The organism is Sphingobium sp. SA916, from assembly GCF_002894065.1.
GTDB classification, from domain to species: Bacteria; Pseudomonadota; Alphaproteobacteria; order Sphingomonadales; family Sphingomonadaceae; genus Sphingobium; species Sphingobium fuliginis.
On sequence record NZ_LXYF01000078.1, the window covers coordinates 1 to 18,844 of the forward strand.

Consider the following 18,844-nt stretch of genomic DNA (forward strand, 5'->3'; position numbering starts at 1 on the left):
CATCTGTCATGGGATGAACTCCTGGTGAGGGGTTGGTCTTCAGCAACCAAATCCTCCCACCAGGGGGTCATTCCCGCCAGCCCCAAGGCGCCAGTCGAGCGTCAGCGAGTTCGTTCAATCCCCTCGAATCCCCTCGCGATTCAAAACGCTCGAGAATCGCTCTAATTGGCGCACTCGAAACTGGCCGCTTTGTCCAGACTTCCTGCGCCTTTGTACTTCGGCCAGGTCGGATAGATGCACAGCGGTCGCGTCCGGGTCGCGGTCGACGCAACCAGATGGCCTGGAGCTACTCCGTTCTCCACCCAGTTCTCCAATGCGTCGAGGATTGGAATCCCTCCGATCGCCGCGTTCGGGTTGTCGCGAAAGGCAGCCGGACCGCCGAATGTGACGTCGAAGGGACCGCCACCATGCGCGTAGCCCGGAATCGTGTAGAAGCGGACAGACTTGTTCAGCTTCGCCTGCCCGAACTTGCGGACCATGGCCTTGTAATACTCAGCGGTCGCAGTGGCTGCCGGTAGTGGGTCAGCCAGCCCGTGCACGAGGATGAACTTGCCGCCTCGCGCCAGGAAAGCGCTGACATCCGGATTGGTGGCATCAAGCAATGCCGAAGCTTGCCGGATTCGCGCGCCATATCTGCCTGGTTTTTTCGAGTCGAAAGACAAAGTGTTGGCATTCAGGTCACGCAGGATCACGCCCCTGATGAACCTGTCTCCCATCGCATGGATGCCGCCAAGCCGGGCGAAGTCATGGCTGTATTCCGGGCTGGAGCCGAAGGCGCTGTTCACCGAAGTTGCGAACGCAGTACCCGGCAAATAGGCAGCCGCCGATCTTACGCCGTTTGCGAAGGAAATGTCCCATAATGTCCGAGAGTAGAGGAGGCGTGTTGTCGCGAGTTGCGCGTCTGAGAGGCAGTTGTCGCCACGGTCCGCTCCGTCCGGGCATCGCAACGAGCCTGGATCGAACCTGCAGGCCCGGACATTGCTGATCAGTCCATCTCGCGCGCCGTCGAGTGAATCGCAGGTCGCAATCGCCGCATCGTGAAGCAGTTGCGCCTTGGCCGGACTGATCCAGCCGGCACCACCATTGATCCGCATCGAACGGCCGATCTCATGGAACTTCAAGAACAGAGGAACCCAGTTGAACGCTGGATAAAGCGCGTAGACGCCGTCGTAATCGGCCGGGAAACGCTGGACAGCCAGCATAGCCTCCGCGCCGCCGCGGGAACTGCCCTGGAAGTATGATCGCTCGACGGCTTCGCCATAGCGCATGCTGACCAGAGCAGCGACCGCGTCATGAGTCTTCTTAATATGGTCGGCAGCAAAGTTGCGAAGCATTTCCTCGTTCAGCGCCCAAGCCATGAAATCGGCTTCGGGCTTGCCGGAAACAGATGACACTCCGCCAAAGGCCGCATCGGAGTGTCCGGAATTATCTCCCAGCACGACATATCCTCGCGCCAGCGGAACCGGTTGCCCGGGACCTGTGCTAAACCTGAATCCGGGAAGAACCTCGCCAGTAACATCGGGCACGAAACCATCCCATCCCCCGCCACCAAGCTGCATGAGTTTCCTGTTCCATCGGGTTGGAAAAGCGGCGGCGAACCTGATCGGTTCCGCGTTCGCGTCCACCGAGGTGATCTCGCCTTTCACTAGACAGTGCTCCGGCAAAACCGCAGTCGGCTTGACAAACGTTGCACTCGTCACCACCGCCCCGCGCGTACGCAGGCCGATACGCTCAGCCGGCACCTTGGCCTTGGCGAGCGCATCACAGGCTTGCTGCGCCGTCTGGTGCAAGGACGCGGCCATGGCAGACCCGCTGCCAAGGCCGCACAGCGCCAAAGCGCCGGCCGCGATCGCCGCTCCGGCATTCGAGGGGCCATTGCGTGCTGTTTTTATCAGGTGCGATCGACGGATTAATCCCACACGCGCATGTAGGATCGAGCGCTTGTCTCGATACGAATGGATCATAGAAGAGCCTCTTATAACTAGATCGTTTTTGTCCGAAACTGAATGAGGACGAAAGACTGACTGCAGTTTTTCTAGGTGACTCGGCATGCAGCCAGTTCTCCCGCATCGGCCAGCATCAACACACCGGCACCCTGCCTCGCCGCAAGCACCCGGCCACTTGCCGTACTGTTTCCCGCAAGACGATTTTGGCGAACTGATCGTTATGGTGGCAGGCGGCTTGAGGATTCCTTTAATGTCGCCCGTCTGAGACAGTTCGCTCAGGGCATCAATGCCAAAAAAATCCATCTCAGATGGCACTCGGCGGATGAGGTGTTGGATAGAGCTTTTGCACTGCCTCAGCGACACGGAGTAGCAAGTCTTCCTGTCCTTGCCGCGCGATGATCTGCATGCCGACCGGAAGGCCATTGCGCAGGCCGCAAGGCACGGAAATTGCCGGGTACCCGATCAGGTTCATCATGGACGTATGGGCGGTATAGGACGTGAAGATAAACTCGCGTCCAAAATATCCCCATTCATTGAAAGGACGCGGCTCCATGACAGTAGTGGCACTAATCAGAACCTTGTGAGTACCGAGAACCCTTTCCAGGCTATCGATCATCCGGGCTCGTCGCTCTGCAACGGCGCGATATTCGTCGATGGGATCAAGATTGGCCGGCCAGTCGGCAGCTAGCGAAGCCGGTGCCCGCGTTTGCGGCTTGCCCCAAACCTCTTCGAACTTGCGCTGCCCGGCCTCTGGATCGAACGGTGGTTGGGTGCGGCTGGAAGGCGGAAGAAACTTCCCGAGCGCAACGGTTACAGGCCGCGGGTCTCCCCACGTGTCGCGAATCTGCTCCACCTTCGCGCCTGCTTGCGTCAAGCCGAACGCGGCATTTCTGACAAGCTCGACAATCTGCGCGCTTTCCGGTTGCCAGTACGCCTGTGACCATCCGAAATCGTCTGTCCAGGCTATGGGCATATTTGCAATGCCGTCTTCAATGTGCGCCGAGTAGTCGGGGACATCTGATTGCGTCGAGAGCATGTCACGCCCGTCACGGCCGGCCATCGCTTGAAGCATCATTGCGCAATCGCGCGCGTTTCGCGCCATCGGGCCAGTGTTGCCAGTCGTCTTGAGCGATGGAAATTCATAACTGATGTGAGGCACCAAGCCTCTCGTCGTGGCCAATCCCATGCATCCTGACCATGCTGCCGGAAGTCGAGTCGACCCTGCGGCGTCCTGGCCAATGGCGAGCGGCACCATTCCTGCGGCGACAGCAACCGCGCTCCCGCGGCTCGAATTGCCGGGATCGCGATTCAGGTCCCACGGGTTGCGCGGGCCCTCCCGCACTGGCCAGGCATACGTAGCGGTGGTTCCGAAAATGATCGCGCCGGCAGCGCGTACGCGCTCGGTCGCGATCTCGTCGTACCGCGACGCGCTGATGCCGAGAAGAGCGATCCTGAAGCCTTTGACCGCCACGGTATCCATGATTGCGATCGGAATGCCGTGCAGCGGCCCAAGCGTGGCGCCGCTCTCCACGGCGCGCGTCGCAGCACGAGCCTGCTCCCGTGCGCCTTCGACGTCCAGGGTATCGAAGGCATGGAGCTTCGGCTCGAGCTTCGCGATGCGCTCAAGAAAGTGCTCTGTAACCTCGGTAGGAGTGACTATCCGCCTCGCAATCAATTCTCTGATGCGCCAGGCAGGCTGCCACGTCAAAGAAGGTTCGGCGTCGCTTACGGCACGTGCCGGATATGCGGTGAATGCGGCTGCTCCAATTCCTGCGCAGGTTGCCATGAATTTTCTGCGGTCGACCCCCGGGGGCCCGGACAATATCTTATCGCTTGAAGTCATCTGGGATTACCCTTTCTGCAATCAGACTGGAAATGGCGGACTGGACCCATCGCCAAGCCTGCCTCGGAGCGTCGCCTTCGAAGCTAGCGAGCCCCGGACAACTGAAGTTCGTGCTGAACGCCCGCCTGCGACGGGCTTCTCCTTCATTCCGAGGCAAGGCATTACAAGCGCAGCAGCGCGAGACGGAGGCGACCCCTACGGGAGTACTCCCGTAGGCCGCCGACAGATTCTAGAACTTAGCCTTGAGACGGGCCCCGTAAGTGCGGGGCGGACCGTCGAGCTGCGACCAGCCTGTGCCGGTGGCTGTCTTCTGAATGTAATACCTTTCGTCGGTCAGGTTACTTGCCCAAAGGTCTATGCCGACCGCGCCTGCAGTATTGGTCCAGCCCAAAAGGGCGCTGACGAGGGTATACGACGGAAAGGCCAGCAAATTATCCGCAGTGGCGAACGATCTACCCTTGTGCGACACGGTTCCGCTCACTCTGAAATCCCCGAGCGAGCTCGGAATGACATAGGTGCCGGACAAACTGGCCGAGAACTTTGGCGCGTTGACCAGATAGTTTCCGGCCGCGTTGATGCCACCTGGAACCGCCACACCGTTTGGCGAGGTCGAGGGCGCTCCCGGGAAATCGCGATACTTCGCATCGAGGATGCCGAATCCGCCAGACAAGGTGAAATTCCTGAACGGCACGACTTCAAAGTCGGCATCGATACCGTAGATGCGAGCCGATGCCGCGTTCAAGATCTGTGAGGACAGCCCCCCCTGGATGATAGTATTGACCTGTAGATTTGCATAATCGTAATAAAACCCAGCGACATTGAAGCGCACCGCGTTATCAAACAACTGAGTCTTCAAGCCGACTTCATAAGCGTCCAGCTTCTCTGGATCAAACTTCGGTGTATTTGGCGCATAGATCGAATACCCGCCGCTCTTTATTCCGCGATTATAAGAAACGTATGCCATTATATCCGGACCTATCTGGTAGTCCAATGCAAGACGCCATGTCGGATTGTCAGTTTTCGTCACTCGATCTGGCGATGTAGCGGTGAAATTGAGCGAAGGGAGGAAGGTTTTTGCCTTTCTGGTCTCATATTTATCCCAGGTATAACGCAGTCCACCTGTAATCTTCAGGCTGGGGACGATTTCGTAAGTCACCTGCGCGAAAATCGCGGAGGAGGAGGTTTTGCCGGTAGCGGATATCTCGGGGTTGAGCGGCGCGAACTGAGAGCCTTTCAGGATGAGCTGAATGTCACTTGAGTAATCGAAAAAGTACGCGCCGGCCTGCCATTGAATGCCCGATTTGTTCTTGCCCTGCAGCAGAAACTCCTGCGAATACTGCATCGCTTCGTCGATTGCTTCCCCAAGCGGATAACCCGGGTCTCGCTGCCTGCCATACCGCTGATTGTACTTCGCAACCATCGAAGCCGAGATCAAGTTGGCAAAGCCAAGATCTTGCTCGACACGCAAACCTGCAAACATACGGCGAGCCTTGTTCTGGGGATCTACACCTTCCAGACCGTTGAACCGGCCAAGAGGCGTAGTCCCAAAAGCGGCATCGGCTTCGGGCGTATTTTGTAGAATCAGTCTGGAACTCAACCTGTCGTAGTTCAGAAGCAGGGTTATCTTCGTCGAACTGCCAGTATATACCCATTTCGAGCGAACCGACGAGTTTTGATTGAGGTACACATCTGTACCGGTACCCAGATTAACGCCGTAACCTTCTAGCTGGTTGTGATGCTGCACGGCCAGGTCGACTGCAAGCCCAGGAGCGAGGCCGCCACTTACATACCCGTTCACGTCTATCGTCTGATAGTTACCGTAACCGATGTCGAACTGAGCTTGACGTTCCTGGGTCGGCTCCTTGGTAATCAACTGAATGACACCACCAGTCGCATTGCGCCCGAACAACGTACCCTGCGGGCCCTTCAGAACCTCGATCCGCGCCAAATTGTTGAAATTGTATTGGTTACTCAAAGGCGATGCGATGTAGAATCCGTCAAGATAGGTCGCGACCGACATCTCATCGACCCCGGCAGCGCCATTCGAACCAACGCCGCGCAAGTAAGGTTGATTGGACTGGGCACTCTTGGTCATTGTCAAACTCGGTATCGCGCCTTCCAACGATTGGTTGTTGGTTAGCCCTCTGGCCTCCAGCGCGGCTGCCGACAAAGCCGTGACGGCGATCGGAACATCCTGCAGATTTTCACCGATCCTTTGCGCTGTGACGATGATCTCCTCGACACCCGTTGTCCCGGCTTGAGATCCGCTCTCGGCCTGAGACTGGCTCTGCAGCTCGGATTGCTGCGCGAACGCCGAAGAAGTTCCAAAAACGCTGACCAGCGCAGTCGAAAGCAATAAGTGTTTCGCGTTCATCCACATGCCCCCCCCATATTGCGACTATTTTGCAAACATGGCTGCACAACGAAGGCCAGCCCGACTCAGTTTATCTCAGCGCGGACGTATTGACTGTCCCCCCTTGATGGGACGGCAGACGCCTTGGAAAACCCGAAGGCTTTGATGGTTCACCATGATTCGCTGCCTTGCGCGGCAACCGGCGGCGATGATTGCGGGGTAAAACAGATGGGGTGATTGGGGCTCAGCCCCGACTCGGTGGGGTGGCTGCTCCTCGCAGATGGTAAAACGTGGCCCGTATCGAGCGGCCACAACCATGAGGAGGAGCAACCGTGCGTCATTTGCTGGACTGGATGTATCGTTGGAAGACACCGCGATCTGCATTGTCGATGAGACGGGCAACCGCATCGCTCGAAAAGCTTCAAGCTCTCGACCGACCCGCTGTTCGTCGACAAGGTTAAAGACATCGTCGGGCTCTATCTCAATCCGCCGGACCACGCGGTCGACCTGTGTGTTGACGAGAAAACGTAGATTCAGGCGCTGGAACGCACCCAACCCGTTCTGCCGCTCGGTCTGGGCTATCTCGAAGGCATCACGCACGATTACGTCCGACACGGGACCACCACCTTGTTTGCCGCGCTCGACATCGCAAACGGTCAGGTTCTCACTCAATGCCGCGCCCGTCACCGAAACCAAGAATTTCTGGGTTTCCTCAAGCACATTGAGGTGAATGTCCCACCTGATCTCGACGCCCATCTAGTGGTCGACAACTATGCCGCTCACAAACATCCGAAAGTCCGTGCATGGCTAGCAGCACGACCGCGCTTCCAGATCCACTACACACCGACTTACGCATCCTGGCTCAACCAGGTCGAGCGTTGGTTCGCGCTCATCACCGAACGCCTGATACGTTGCGCTTCTTTCGTTAGCGTGAGTAGCCCCTAGATTTCTAGACGCCATCTGCTTTCAAAATTTGCTGCCGTTCGAACTGGGCGGGTGACAGCATCCCGTTTCTCTGCTGCCACAGCATTATAGCCGGCCCCGGCGCCCTCAGGTGGTTCGAAGTCGAACCGTTCTTCGCTTGATGCAACCCACGTCTCACCCGAAGGTAACACCCGATCACGAGAGGGTGGTGTGGCCGTTGCCAGGAGCAGACACGCTCGCCCGGCCTGTCCACCTGCAAGGGGACTGCGCCATAGAACCGAGGCGTGATATCCAAAATAGGCAACCAAGCGGCACACAGGCATTTCTGTTTGACCGAGCCATGTCGAAATATTTGAGAGCAATTTCACAGGATTATGCGCAGTTATACTGAATAACTGATATGTGACGTGAAAATTCAGTGAGTATAATACCGGCTATTATGGGCCGGAAACACTGTTGTAAATCTAAATTCTGAGGAGAGTAACATGAAGCTTGGCCTAGTTGTTGGAGATACGAAGCCAAGGTCGCGTACACTAAAATGTGCAATAGATGTTTGTAAATTAATCGATCTGTCAGCTCCGCATGTTATTGTAGATATAGTGGATATTGGAGAGGAGTTATTTAGCAGGAATAGCCCGGTTGTCAAAAGCGTCATCATGGAGATCCAGGATTGTAATCTCGTTATGTTTGCTTCGCCAACCATAAATTCAAGCTATTCGGGCATATTGAAGCTGCTGCTTGATCAATTCCCCCCTCGGAGCCTGGAAGGGGTCGTGGCGATACCTGTGATGGTGGGGGGAGATGCGAGTCACGGCATCGACCCCGATTTCCTGCTCAAACCTATCCTCGTAGAAATGGGGGCCACCTGCCCGGCTCGCGGACTACATCTGGTTGAAAGCACAAATTTGCGGTCCTCGCTGAGCGGGTGGCTGAATGCGTCGAGAGTGCTTCTGTCGTCGGTCCCCACGCATGAAAGGGTTGCCTCGTGATCGATCAACATACGTCGGTCGATACTCTCGCCGAAAGCCAGCGCAAAATGTTCCGAGATGCCATGGCCTGCGTGGGCGCAGCAGCGCATATTGTGACCAGTGATGGCCCGGGCGGTAAGGTAGGATTTTCCGCCACGGCGGTGTGCAGCGTCACGGACGCGCCTCCTACATTGCTGATCTGCCTGAACCGCTCGGCATCCGTTTATGAGGCTGTGATGAAAAACAGGCGCATATGCGTGAACACAATTGCCCCGCAGCACCAAGCTTTGGCACTGTTGTTCGGAGGAAAGTCAGCTCAGAGTGACAGGTTCTCGAGCGGCAAGTGGACTGATGTGAAAGGCGTGCCTCCGGTCCTTAAAGACGCATTGGTGAGCTTTAACGGATTGATATCCGAGACATCGCGGATCGGAACCCACGACATATTATACGTGGAGCTAGATGAGATCCGGATCAATCCGGACAACAATAAGGGCGTGGTCTATTTCCAGCGGGATTTCTATGAGGTGGCGGCACATATCGCCTCTCTCTGAGAATCACGGGTACCGGCGGCGCGAGCGACCATGTCTTTGCTCTCTGCCATCTTCTCAGTTTCCGCTTCGTGCCCCGTCTGCGCGATATCGCGGATCGAAAACTCGGTTCGATAGTCGCGCCTTCGACCTACAAAGGCATCGAAAGCCTCATGGGCCGCACGATCGAGACGTCGGCGATTGAAGCCGATTGGGAGGATATTGTCAGGATCGTTGCCTCCATCAAGGAGGGAGCCGTCGCGCTCTCCGCGATCCTGCGCAAGCTGGCTGCCTACAAGCGCCAGAACAGACTCGATTTTGCTCTGGCCGAACTCGGCCGCATCGAGCGGACGCTGTTTACGCGTGACTGGCTTGAGCAGCCGGACTTACGGCGGTCCTGCCAGGCTGGCCTCAATAAGGGCGAAGCACGCCACACCCTTGCCGCTGCGATCTATACCAACCGTCAGGGCCGGTTCACGGACCGCTTGATCGAAAATCAGGAGTATCGGGCATCGGGGCTGAATCTGCTGATCGCGGCGATCGCCTTTTGGAACGCGCTCTATATGGACAGGGCCGCACAGCACCTCGGCGGCCCCTTCGACGATGCGCTTCTTGCCCATCTCTCGCCTATGGGCTGGGCGCACATCAGCTTGACCGGCGACTTTCTCTGGAACCGAGCAAGTCGGTTGTCCCCCGGCGGGTTCCGCACCCTCAACGACCCAATGGCCCGCCTGAAGCTCGTGGCATAGTCGATGTTCTCATTATGTCTGTCAAATCGTTGTCTGGCGAACAAACCTTGAGGTCACGCCTATCTGCCAAATAGACGCTGCCCGTTCTGCGCGTGCTCGGGCAGGGACCAGCACGGCTCGCGGCAAGGAGCGGGTTCTCTATGTCATTCCGCGAGTCGGCCATTCCGCTCTTGCAAGCGGGCGAGACTGCGCCCCTCCGACCGCTCATTGTCAGTCTCAGAGGATGGGCGTTCGGGCGCTCTTATCCGCCATGGCCCAGAAGGCGTCGCTCGCGGGCGAGGCGTAGCCGACTCGTCGCAAGAGTTGGAAGGGCACGGCGACTTGCGAGCGCAGTGGAATCCTGACGACGTCGGCGGCGGCCGGTTCGTCCGTTCCGAAGTCGAAAAAGGCGGCGACGTCTTCGGGCGAACGCATCCGCGTCGGCGCCCCCTCCGCCATTTCGGGCATGGATATGAACCGGCATCCCGCCTCGATCAGGGGCGCGTGGAGCGTCGCCCACAGGCCGGGGTTGAGACTGCGCGTAAAGACCTGAACGGCCATTCCGGCCACATCCTCGACATCCAGATGCGCCCGGCCGGCCCAGGCATGCGCCTTGTCCACGCTGATCGCCAATCCATATTCGGCCAGGGTGATCCGTTCATACTGCCGGGGGTCGACGGTCCCCATCATGAACGAGCTATCGATCTCGCCCGCGTCCAGCTTGGCGAGCAGGGGAATGGACCAGCTGATCTCAAGCTCCAGTCCGATGTCGGTCCGCGTCAGGGCGAAGTCATTGAGCAATTCATGCCTGCGCCGGATGACCTTGGTATAAGGCGCCGCGCCGATTCGCAGCACTTGGCGCTCCATGCGGCCGATCTGCAGCGACAGCCGGTCTGCCTGCTGCGACACCCTGAGCATTTCCTCGGCGACGGGAAGGAGAGTCGCGCCGCGGTCGGTCAGGGTCACGCTGCGCGTCGTGCGATCGAGGAGGCGGAAGCCCAACAGGCTTTCCAGTTTCGCGAACCGCGCCGACAGCCACGGCTGCGCCACCCGCAGACGTTCGGCCGCTCGCGTGAACGAACGCTCCTGCGCGATGACGGCGAAAGCGATCATCAATTTGGGGTCAAGTCGCATCATACTGCTCCGATACGAGAATAAGTCGATTTTGATCTTAATCAACGGTCAATTCCGGATTGGACGGCGTTGCGTTCGGGCTGCATGCAAGGGGGAGACAAGAACTCAACGGTCATCGAGGCCGACGAGGCGAAGGGAAGAGGATCACAGCGTGTCGACCATGGCCCCTATCGAAACGAGCTATTACGAAGCCGTGACGCGGTTCGACGTGGAGGCGGAGACGGCCTTCCTGTCGGACGAAGCGGGCCGGTTCAACGCCGCCGAGATATGCTGCATCCGTCATGCGGGGGACCCCGCGCGCGTCGCCTTGCGCCACCGGGCGCCGGACGGGGCGACGCGGGACTGGACTTTCGCCGAACTTGATCGCGCGTCGGCGCGTTTCGCGGGCGTGCTGGCGGATCTGGGTGTGGGCAAGGGCGACCGGGTCGCGGGGCTGTTGCCGCGCGCGCCCGAACTGCTCGTCACCATGTTCGCCGCATGGCGGCTGGGCGCTGTCTACCAGCCCTTGTTTACCGCGTTCGGCCCCAAGGCGATCGAGCATCGCCTGACCCTGGGCGAAACGCGTGTGATCGTGACCGACCCGACAAACCGGCCGAAGCTGGCGGAGATCGCGTCAGCCCCTGCGATCGTCACCGTGGGCGCTGGTCCCGGCAGCGCCGATATCGACTTCTGGCCAGCCTTGGAACGGCGTTTCGAGACATTGGCTCCCGTGCCGGTGGGCGAGGGCGATCCGTTCCTGATCATGTTTACGTCCGGCACGACGGGGCTGCCCAAGCCACTGCTGGTCCCGGTCCGGGCGATCGCCGCCTTTGCGGGCTATGTCCGCGACGCCGTGGGATGGCGGCCCGATGATCGCATGTGGAACCTTGCCGATCCGGGCTGGGCCTATGGCCTCTATTTCGGGCTTGCCGGGCCGCTGGCTTTGGGCGCCACCATCGTGCTGCACGAGGGCGGCTTCAGCGTCGCGTCCGCCTATGACACGATACAGGACTATGGCATCACCAATCTTGCCGGATCGCCCACCGCGTACCGGCAGATGGTGGCGGCGGGTCCGGAGGCGGCGGCTAGGATCAAGGGCCAGCTGCGCGTCGTCAGCAGCGCTGGCGAACCGCTCAATCCCGAAGTGATCCGCTGGTTCCGGGAGCATCTCGACGCGCCGATCCACGATCATTACGGTCAGACCGAAGTCGGCATGGTGCTGTGCAATCACCACGCGCTGGAGCATCCGGTACGGATCGGATCGGCCGGCTATGCGGTTCCCGGCCATCGCGTCGTGGTGGTTTCGCCCGACGGGCGCGAACTGGGCGTGGGAGAACCGGGGGAACTCGCGCTTGACCGCAAGCGGTCCCCGCTGATGTGGTTCACCGGCTATCTCAACCGCGACACACCGTCGCTGAGCGAGGATTATTACCGCAGCGGCGACATGGTCGAACTGAACGACGACGACAGCATTTCGTTCGTCGGCCGTACAGACGACGTCATCACGACCTCGGGCTATCGTGTCGGTCCGTTCGACGTGGAGAGCGCGCTGATCGAACATGCTGCCGTGTTGGAATCGGCGGTGATCGGCAAGCCCGATCCGGAACGGACCGAAATCGTCAAGGCGTTCGTCGTCCTCAACCCGGGATATGAGGCGAGCCCCGTACTGGCGGAGGAACTGCGGCTGCATGTGCGTGCGCGCTTGTCCGCCCACGCTTATCCGCGCGAAATCGAATTTGTCGCTGACCTGCCCAAGACGCCGAGCGGCAAGGTGCAGCGTTTCCTGCTGCGCCAGGAGGAAATCAATCGCGCCAGGGCGCAGGCATGAACGCGGCTAGGCAGCATCCCGATCCCGCCGTGTCGGCCTATGACGCGGTGACGGGAAGGCGTTCCGTCCGCGGCTTCCTTGCCGACGCCGTGCCGGATGAAACGATCGACCGCATTCTTTCGGCGGCCGCGCGCGCACCTTCGGGGCAGAATATGCAGCCCTGGCGGGTCCATGTCGTCACCGGCGATACGCGCGCGCGCCTGTGTCGGGAAGTCGCCGAGGCCGTGCGCCAGGCCGAGCGCAGCGATGAATATGCCTATTTCCCGCTGGAGATCCGTGAACCCTATCGCGCGCGGCGGCGCAAGGTCGGGTTCGACCTGTTCGCGATCTACGGGATCGGGCGCGACGACATCGCCGGGCGTCAGGACGCCTTGCTGCGCAATTTCGATTTCTTTGGCGCGCCGGTGGGACTGTTCTTCACCATGGAACGGGACTGGGGCCTGGGCGCGTGGATCGACATGGGCAATTACATGACCAATGTCATGACGCTAGCGCCGGCATTTGGCCTCGCCACCTGTCCGCAACAGGCTTGGGCGGAATATGGGGAGGCGGTACGGCGCGTGCTGCCCGTTCCCGGAAGTCATGTGATCGTGTCGGGCATGGCGCTCGGCGTCGCCGATCCGGATGCTTTTGTGAACCGTCTGGTGACGGACCGCGAGCCGACAAGCGCGTTCGTTGTCCGCCATGGTTGAGATAGGGACGGCAGCCGTTGGCGGAGTCGACCTGCGGATGGGCGGTTAGCGCGGGGTCTGGCATCGGCCGGACGACATGGCGCCAGAGCGTGCGAGATGAGGATTTCCACCCTTCTTTCCAAGGTTGGATCAGGCTGATATATTCGCGGCAAAGAGACCGGCTATGAAACGGTTCGAAAATGCTGCTGGTGGAGAGGTACATATGGGCGTGATGGCAACAATGCAGCGTTTGCGGGTTCCTCCGCGGCTGGACAGCCTGATCGATGCGATTGGAGAGCATCGGTTTGAGTCGGAGCTTATTCGATTTCTCGATGGACTTTTTCATGTCGACCATTACGCGCTCTTCGCTCTTGATGGCGCTGCACCGCAGGAAATTTCGGCGCTCAGTCGCGACGGAAGCGAGACTTCCCACAAGCATGCCAGCCTCTATCTGAAAACGGAACTTTGGCGGCGCGATCCGACGATGGCAGTGGCCCGGCAGGTCAGCGACTCCTATGAGCCGGGAATGATCTATCTGGATGTGAATGCGCTGCCCGATCGCGAATTGCGCGAAACAATATACCCTCTGGTCAATGAACGGCTTCTGCTTTGCGGCCATTCGATCGTTGGCCGGATTGGGTTGAGCATGTTGCGCACGTCAGGACGCTCGGTGCCCGCGCTTCATTCCGAACCTGCTGTGCAGGAACTCGGCCCAATCCTTCTTTCGATCTTGAGCAAGCACATGCGAGCGCGGCAACGGGGGGGGAATATTCGCTTCGCCTTGTCCCGCCTGGAAGATATTCAGGCGCGCGTGGCTGCATCGGCTGTCAAGCTTCCGCCTCGCGAAGTTCAAGTCTGTGCAAGACTGCTTTACGGTGTCTCGACCGTTGGCATCGCGCTCGAACTGGAGATCGGGGAGGAGACAGTCATTACCTACCGGAAGCGCATCTACAGCCGGCTGGCGATCGGCAGCCAGCGCGAACTTGTGATATGGTATCTTTCTCTTCTGGACGGCGACGATCCGCATGATCCAGCGCCCTTGGATCATTTCAAAGTCCGCGAAATCAGCGCCATCCCCATGATATAGATCGGCCTGCAACGCCAGCCTGTATGACCGCCGGTCTGGGGATGGCGCAAACTCGCGACCCTTGTCGTCAGTCGGCGACGCCGCGCGCCGACGGCCGTCCATCATTCGGTCGACGTCCCTGAAAACGGGGACATACGCATAGCCTTCCGCAAATGATAATCGTGAATGCTGTGGACTGAGATGTCGTCGGCGATGGCCTCGGACTGAAGCTGGGCCTTCCCGCGCCGCATCGAAAGCAGGCGAAACATTTAAAAGGGCATCGCATGAGACCTCCTCTACCAGATTTGAACGCTCTTACGTCCGAGCAGCGGGCGATCTATGAAGACATACTCGCCGGCCCGCGCGGGCGGCTCGATCCGCCGCTCGCGGTATGGCTTAACAGCCCTGGCCTGGCCCGAACGGCGCAGGAGTTGGGTGGCTTCTGCCGCTATGGAACCAGCCTTCCACCGCGACTTTCGGAGCTCGCGATCCTGATTACCGGATCGTGGTGGCGGGCAAGCTTCGAATGGGCTGTCCATGCGCCGATCGCGATAGCGGCCGGACTGGATGAAGCTGTCGTAGAACAGATACGAAAGGGCATACGGCCGGATTTCTCCGCGCAGGACGAGCTGTGCGTATATGATTTCGCCAGCGAATTGCTGAACGAACGCCGGATCAGCGATCATATATATGCCGCCGCCGAAGCCGCGCTAGGCACGACCGGCTTGGTCGATCTGGTCGGCATATTGGGCTATTATGGCTTGATTTCCATGACCCTCAACGCCTTTCAAATCCCCGCGCCCGGGAATGCCAAGCCCTTTTAGTATTCAGAGGGGTGGTATTCGGACGCGTTGTAATGTCCCGTTTCCAACGTACTGAACCTCCAGCGATACGAGCTTGCTCCTGCGCGACGCTGTCGGCACGCGCGACGTTTAGGAGCAGCACAAAAAACCGGTACAGTCCACTTCCGCGCCGACAGCCAATTGCCGCCGGCCTGAACGTATCGATCGTTGGTGGCATCCTTCGCGGAGATGATTCTCGCAATCTCGTCCCAGGGGAGGAGTGCGTTTATAGCTTCTCTCGTGAAATCTTTGATGATCGAAGTGTGAGCGATACAACCTGTCGCGATGATTAGAATATTCGTGGGATAGTCGAAGTCGTTGATTCGGTGGGAATGCCTGGTTATAACGCGCTTACTTCGATGATCATAAATGGCGTTCAGGGGCGATTGTCCTGGGGGAATGGATGCATTTTCTGACAGTTGATCCCGCCGAGCAGGCACATTTTGCAACACCTGCAAATTCCGTCCTTCTCGCGGCCGGGCCGCATGGAGGCGCCGATCCGCGCGCGTAAACTATCCGAACAGTTGGTCTGTCATCCCGGTCCCCAGCAGCGAGGACATCCAAGTGGTGACCCGATCGTTACAATCCAGTCTCTCTACAACGACTCGGGGCGGCAACAGCTTCCGCGACGTAGATGGATAATCGGAGGGGAATGGGGATGACCATCGACATCAAACATCTGCTGTGTTCAACCGCGCTTGGTATCGCCATGTTTGCGACGCCGGCGTTCGCCCAGGAAGCACAGCCCGAAAGCGGCGGCGTGCAGGAAATCATTGTTACGGCGCAGCGCCGTGGTGAAAACCTGCAGAATGTGCCGATTGCGGTCACAGCGATCAGGGGCGACGAACTTCAGTCACGCGGCCTTGTCAATCCTCAAGCCCTGGAAGGGGCCGTTCCGAGCCTGACCATGTCGCGATCGGCAGGCAGCAACCAGGCTTATCTGCGCGGCGTTGGTGCGGCGGCAGTGTCGGGCGTCGACGAGGCATCGGTGGCTACGTACATCGACGGATATTACATCGCATCTTCCGTCAGCAATCAGTATGGTTTCAACAATCTCGAGCGGATCGAGGTCCTCAAGGGGCGCAAGGCACTCTATTTGGCCGAAATGCAACCGGCGGCGTCATACAGCTGGTGACCAAGGACCCGACCGATGACGTTCATGGAAATTTCGAGATCGGGTACGGGAACTATCAGACTGTCGATGCAAATGCATATTTGACCGGTGGGTTGGCCAAGAATCTTGCTGCGGATGTAGCCATCCAATATCATGATCAAGGCAAGGGCTTCGGACGGAACATTACAACCGGAACCGATCTTTATAAAGACGAGACGATCGCGGTTCGATCCAAGTTCGTGTATACTGGGGATTTGACGAAAATATCTCTGTTCCTCAATTATGAGAAGCTGACCTCGGACGGCCTTGTGCTTCAATTTGCGCCTGCCACGCGGGCAATTTATGGATATCCGGACACCGGAAGGTTCGATATCCAGAACCAGGTAGACCCCTATCAGCGGGCCCGTAAGAAATTTGTGGGGTTGCGCATTGAACAGGATCTCGGCTTCGCCAGATTGGTGTCCTCATCATTTTATGCGAAGTACGACCAGAAATACGGGCAGAACTATGATGCTTTGACTCCAGCTAACAACGGCGGCGGCTACGCCACCGACGCGTCGACCCAGTTTTCGCAGGAAATCCAGCTCATCGGCGCCGACACATCGCGCTTCCAGTGGCAAGTCGGCGGCTACCTGTTCAAGTTCGAGAGCGATACTATTCTTTCGCTAAATGGTGCATTCTTTGCTCCCAATCCCTCACTTTACAACACCGGCAAGACATCGTCCGTCGCGCTATATGGTCAGGCAACTTACGAGATCGTTGATAATCTGAAGCTCACCGGCGGCTTGAGGTACACGTTCGATAAATATCGCACGGAGAACGCGCATATCGCCATTCCTAGTCTTGGACTGGATCTGCCATCGCCCGACCGCAGAAGAACTGCCAACAAGCCGACTTGGCGCGTGGCGCTCGATTATCAGGCGACACCTGATGTGCTCGCCTATATTTCCTACAATCGCGGTGTGAAGAGCGGTGGCTTCTCAGCCTATGCCCAGACCTCGGCCGGGTATAACCCCGAACAGCTGGACGCCTACGAAGTAGGATTGAAGTCAAAATTGTTTAACCGCGCGCTGCGAGTCAATTTCGCCAGCTTCTACTATGACTACAAGGATCTTCAGGTAAACATCATTGATCCCTGCGGGTGCAGTTCGCAGATACGTAATGCGGCAACGGCAAGAGTGTATGGTCTGGATGTCGATTTTGAAATCGCTCCAGTTAAGAACTTTACGCTTTCGGGCGGGTTCGGCCTTCTTGACGCGAAGTACAAGGACTTCCCCGGGTCGCCGTCCACATTGCCGGACGGGAGCGCGACAGTCATCAATGCCGGCGGCAACCGTATGATCAATGCTCCGAAATTCTCGGGAAGTGCGACGGCTACCTACGTCATGCCGACCGACGCGGGCGATTTCCGTGCGAGCGCCACGGTCACGAACAAGGGCCTGACCTACACCGCGCCCGACAATCTTCCGGTGCTTTCGGGATACACGCTTCTTAACGCCTCGCTCGGTTGGACCAGCACCGACGAGCGTTACGGTATCGAACTGTGGGGCCTGAACCTCACCGACAAAAACTATTACGTGCAGATGACGCCGGTGAGTGTCCCGTTCGGATACGTCCAGATGGCTGGACCGCCGCGCACCTACGGGGTGCGCCTGAAGGCCAAGTTCTGATGTTTGAATGACTCTCCGGAGCCGCAACACTCGAGCGAGTGCTGCGGCTCATTTCCTTCATGACAGCAGGCGGCCTCCCTTGTGCTCGTGACCGATGCCGCTCCTCAGATTTCAGAGATTCGATCCATCAGCTGCTGCATCGCCGGCATTTCCAGGCCCTCGGCCTTGCCCATCGCAAGTGCGTCACGGATTGTGTGCTTATTTTGCGCCTCGAGCTTTCTGCCGTGGAGGTAGCGAAGGAAGCCGACCCAGTCGAGTGGCAGGGTAGCCTGTTCAACCTGCTGGAACACCGCGAGCATCGTTTCGGCGCTGCTGTGCTCGGCGGCAACTTTCCCGGCCTCACCATACAGCGATAGCCTCAGCATCTCGCGGCTCGCTTCGACGCCCAAGCGCCATGCCTCATTCGCGGAATCGACGTCGCGCGCTGCAGGCCAGCCGAGGAGTGCCAGGGCAAAGACCGGACACAGCATCGAGCCAGGCAGGATATAGTCGGCTGTCGATACCGTGTTGCAGACCAGCGACCCGTTGCGATCGTAAAGCGCCGCGAACCCGCTCGCCACTTTGGGCGCCGACGTTTCGACGGCGTAGCCGGCCGGCGTGAAGTGCCGATAGGCATAGTCGGCCTTGGACAGCGCTTCGACGTCGGTCCCCTCGTGCGCGGGAAGTGTGGCAGCGGGAACTTCATAGACGAAGCTGGCTATGCCGCCGAGTGCGACTTGGTCCTCAGACAGACCCGAACGGCTCAGGAACCAGCTACGCAGATCGAGCCCCTGCGCGGCCAGGATGATTCCGGTACGGGTATCCCGCGCCATTCGGCCTATGTCGTCGGTCAGCTGCGTCCCAGCCTCAGTCCGAAGCGCCGCGCCGTCGAGCGTCACGAGGATGAAGTCGAAAGAGCGATCCCTTAGCTCCGCAGGATCAGTGATCACCTCATAGTCGCCGAACGACTCTAGCTCGCCGTCGTCATAGGAATATAGTTTTTGGGGCTGCGACAGTTGCTCCACCCGGTGCGGCCGCACGAGATAGGTGATCGCGGTGCCGCCCTGGTTCAGCATATACCCTGTAATGATCCCTGCCGAGCCCGCTCCGACGATGCAGACCGCCGCTTGTCGTCCTTCTGTCATATTCTTCTCCAATGAAAGAACTCAAGAGGCAGGGTGCATGTAAAAGTGCCCGTTTCCTCGTGGGTTCGTTGTTGTTTCTGTGTCCATCGACGCCGGCACGGACGAGTTGTAGCTTCCGAGGCCAGGC

General features: G+C 58.8%; 13 protein-coding genes and 2 pseudogenes. 10 read left to right on the forward strand and 5 right to left on the reverse strand.

Features of this window, described 5'->3' with window-relative positions; genetic code table 11:
• Positions 1-161: 161 nt before the first annotated feature.
• The 3 genes from A8G00_RS21605 to A8G00_RS21615 form a co-directional block, all read right to left on the reverse strand.
• Positions 162-1,964 carry a tannase/feruloyl esterase family alpha/beta hydrolase gene (locus tag A8G00_RS21605; protein WP_172451942.1) on the reverse strand — a complete coding sequence of 601 codons (1,803 nt, stop codon included), beginning with the start codon at positions 1,962-1,964 and terminating at the stop codon, positions 162-164.
• 286 nt (positions 1,965-2,250) lie between these two features.
• Complete coding sequence (locus A8G00_RS21610; RefSeq protein WP_172451943.1) at positions 2,251-3,732, reverse strand: amidase; 1,482 nt, start codon at positions 3,730-3,732, stop codon at positions 2,251-2,253.
• A gap of 286 nt (positions 3,733-4,018) precedes the next feature.
• A complete protein-coding gene (locus A8G00_RS21615) occupies positions 4,019-6,163 on the reverse strand; it encodes a TonB-dependent receptor (protein WP_172451944.1) in 2,145 nt (714 codons plus the stop codon).
• A 378-nt stretch (positions 6,164-6,541) separates the two neighbouring features.
• Here A8G00_RS21615 and A8G00_RS21620 point away from each other — a divergent pair.
• From A8G00_RS21620 to A8G00_RS21640, 4 genes and pseudogenes are all read left to right on the forward strand, one after another.
• Positions 6,542-7,075, forward strand: a pseudogene (locus A8G00_RS21620) (IS630 family transposase); the annotation flags it as partial.
• A gap of 476 nt (positions 7,076-7,551) precedes the next feature.
• Positions 7,552-8,055, forward strand: coding sequence for an NADPH-dependent FMN reductase (locus A8G00_RS21630; protein ID WP_103001640.1), 504 nt, complete (start codon positions 7,552-7,554; stop codon positions 8,053-8,055).
• Entirely contained in the window at positions 8,052-8,585 is a 534-nt protein-coding gene (locus A8G00_RS21635) for a flavin reductase (RefSeq protein WP_103001641.1), read from the forward strand. The genes A8G00_RS21630 and A8G00_RS21635 overlap by 4 nt, the downstream gene beginning before the upstream one ends.
• 11 nt (positions 8,586-8,596) lie before the next feature.
• Positions 8,597-9,310, forward strand: a pseudogene (locus tag A8G00_RS21640) (Tn3 family transposase); the annotation flags it as partial.
• 216 nt (positions 9,311-9,526) lie between these two features.
• Here A8G00_RS21640 and A8G00_RS21645 read toward each other — a convergent pair.
• The gene (locus tag A8G00_RS21645; protein WP_172451945.1) at positions 9,527-10,402 is read right to left on the reverse strand and encodes a LysR family transcriptional regulator; all 876 of its coding nucleotides are present in this window, start codon (positions 10,400-10,402) and stop codon (positions 9,527-9,529) included.
• A gap of 181 nt (positions 10,403-10,583) precedes the next feature.
• On the opposite strand from A8G00_RS21645, the gene A8G00_RS21650 reads away from it, so the two are divergent.
• From A8G00_RS21650 to A8G00_RS21675, 6 genes are all read left to right on the forward strand, one after another.
• Positions 10,584-12,230: an AMP-binding protein gene (locus A8G00_RS21650; protein WP_103001643.1), complete on the forward strand. Its 1,647-nt coding sequence runs from the start codon at positions 10,584-10,586 to the stop codon at positions 12,228-12,230.
• A complete protein-coding gene (locus A8G00_RS21655; RefSeq protein WP_103001644.1) occupies positions 12,227-12,922 on the forward strand; it encodes a nitroreductase in 696 nt (231 codons plus the stop codon). Before A8G00_RS21650 ends, A8G00_RS21655 begins: the two co-directional genes overlap by 4 nt.
• Positions 12,923-13,085: 163 nt before the next feature.
• Complete coding sequence (locus tag A8G00_RS21660; protein ID WP_103001645.1) at positions 13,086-13,988, forward strand: helix-turn-helix transcriptional regulator; 903 nt, start codon at positions 13,086-13,088, stop codon at positions 13,986-13,988.
• A gap of 284 nt (positions 13,989-14,272) precedes the next feature.
• Positions 14,273-14,791, forward strand: coding sequence for a carboxymuconolactone decarboxylase family protein (locus A8G00_RS21665; RefSeq protein ID WP_216365647.1), 519 nt, complete (start codon positions 14,273-14,275; stop codon positions 14,789-14,791).
• Positions 14,792-15,467: 676 nt separating this feature from the next.
• A complete protein-coding gene (locus A8G00_RS21670) occupies positions 15,468-15,944 on the forward strand; it encodes a TonB-dependent receptor plug domain-containing protein (RefSeq protein WP_172451946.1) in 477 nt (158 codons plus the stop codon).
• Positions 15,941-17,593 (forward strand): TonB-dependent receptor, encoded by a 1,653-nt coding sequence (locus A8G00_RS21675; RefSeq protein WP_103001648.1) that lies wholly within the window; start codon positions 15,941-15,943, stop codon positions 17,591-17,593. The genes A8G00_RS21670 and A8G00_RS21675 overlap by 4 nt, the downstream gene beginning before the upstream one ends.
• A 104-nt stretch (positions 17,594-17,697) precedes the next feature.
• On the opposite strand, the gene A8G00_RS21680 is transcribed toward A8G00_RS21675, so the two are convergent.
• Entirely contained in the window at positions 17,698-18,717 is a 1,020-nt protein-coding gene (locus tag A8G00_RS21680) for a ketopantoate reductase family protein (RefSeq protein ID WP_103001649.1), read from the reverse strand.
• Positions 18,718-18,844 lie beyond the last annotated feature (127 nt).